Source organism: Oceanobacillus sp. Castelsardo (genome assembly GCF_001659985.1).
In the GTDB taxonomy this organism is placed as follows: Bacteria; Bacillota; Bacilli; order Bacillales; family Amphibacillaceae; genus Oceanobacillus.
Window position 1 is genome coordinate 1 of sequence record NZ_LYCS01000023.1, and the last position, 1179, is coordinate 1179.

Genomic DNA, 1179 nt, shown 5'->3' on the forward strand with positions numbered 1-1179 from the left:
GTGGAGCCTAGCGGGATCGAACCGCTGACCTCCTGCGTGCAAAGCAGGCGCTCTCCCAGCTGAGCTAAGGCCCCGTTGAATAGTGGTCGGGAAGACAGGATTCGAACCTGCGACCCCATGGTCCCAAACCATGTGCTCTACCAAGCTGAGCTACTTCCCGTTTATATGGCGCGCCCGAGAGGAGTCGAACCCCTAACCTTTTGATCCGTAGTCAAACGCTCTATCCAATTGAGCTACGGGCGCATATGGTGCCGAGGACCGGAATCGAACCGGTACGGTAGTCACCTACCGCAGGATTTTAAGTCCTGTGCGTCTGCCAGTTCCGCCACCCCGGCAAATAGGGTCTGGAGCGGAAGACGGGATTCGAACCCGCGACCCCCACCTTGGCAAGGTGGTGTTCTACCACTGAACTACTTCCGCATATAATGCAATGATGTTTATGGTGCGGGTGAAGGGAGTCGAACCCCCACATCCGAAGATACTAGATCCTAAGTCTAGCGCGTCTGCCAGTTCCGCCACACCCGCGATATGATGAGCCATGAAGGACTCGAACCTTCGACCCTCTGATTAAAAGTCAGATGCTCTACCACCTGAGCTAATGGCTCATAAAATGGTGCCGGCCAGAGGACTTGAACCCCCAACCTACTGATTACAAGTCAGTTGCTCTACCAATTGAGCTAGGCCGGCGTGGTGGAGGATACAGGGCTCGAACCTGTGACCCCCTGCTTGTAAGGCAGGTGCTCTCCCAGCTGAGCTAATCCTCCTAATTAAGTCTGGCAATGTCCTACTCTCGCAGGGTACTCCCAACTACCATCGGCGCTGGAAAGCTTAACTTCTGTGTTCGGTATGGGAACAGGTGTGACCTTTCCGCCCTCATCACCAGACATTCAATTAATTAAAGACAAGATATATTATATCATTGCTTGTCGAAAAAGCAAGTCTTTTTTATATCCTGAAAACTAAATAAGAGTAATCTTGACATCAAAAGAAGTTAGTTAAGTCCTCGATCGATTAGTATTTGTCAGCTCCACGTGTCGCCACGCTTCCACCTCAAACCTATTAACCTCATCGTCTCTGAGGGATCTTACTCATTTAAAATGATGGGAAGTCTCATCTTGAGGGGGGCTTCATGCTTAGATGCTTTCAGCACTTATCCTTTCCACACGTAGCTACCCAGCT

General features: G+C 50.8%; 9 tRNA genes and 2 rRNA genes. All 11 read right to left on the bottom strand.

From position 1 onward, the window contains the following. Position 1: 1 nt before the first annotated feature. A tRNA-Ala gene (locus A9178_RS18220) sits at positions 2–74 on the bottom strand. 9 nt (positions 75–83) lie between these two features. After that, positions 84–160 (bottom strand) — tRNA-Pro (locus A9178_RS18225). 6 nt (positions 161–166) lie between these two features. Next, positions 167–243: transfer RNA gene (locus tag A9178_RS18230), tRNA-Arg, on the bottom strand. 3 nt (positions 244–246) lie between these two features. Beyond that, positions 247–335: transfer RNA gene (locus A9178_RS18235), tRNA-Leu, on the bottom strand. 10 nt (positions 336–345) lie between these two features. Next, positions 346–420 (bottom strand) — tRNA-Gly (locus A9178_RS18240). A 20-nt stretch (positions 421–440) separates the two neighbouring features. Further along, positions 441–525, bottom strand: a tRNA-Leu gene (locus A9178_RS18245). 7 nt (positions 526–532) lie between these two features. Next, positions 533–605 (bottom strand) — tRNA-Lys (locus A9178_RS18250). A gap of 6 nt (positions 606–611) precedes the next feature. Then, a tRNA-Thr gene (locus A9178_RS18255) sits at positions 612–687 on the bottom strand. Between the two features lies 1 nt (position 688). Next, positions 689–764 (bottom strand) — tRNA-Val (locus A9178_RS18260). A 7-nt stretch (positions 765–771) separates the two neighbouring features. Continuing rightward, positions 772–884 (bottom strand): 5S ribosomal RNA (rrf, locus tag A9178_RS18265). 107 nt (positions 885–991) lie between these two features. Further along, positions 992–1179, bottom strand: a 23S ribosomal RNA gene (locus A9178_RS18270); the annotation flags it as partial.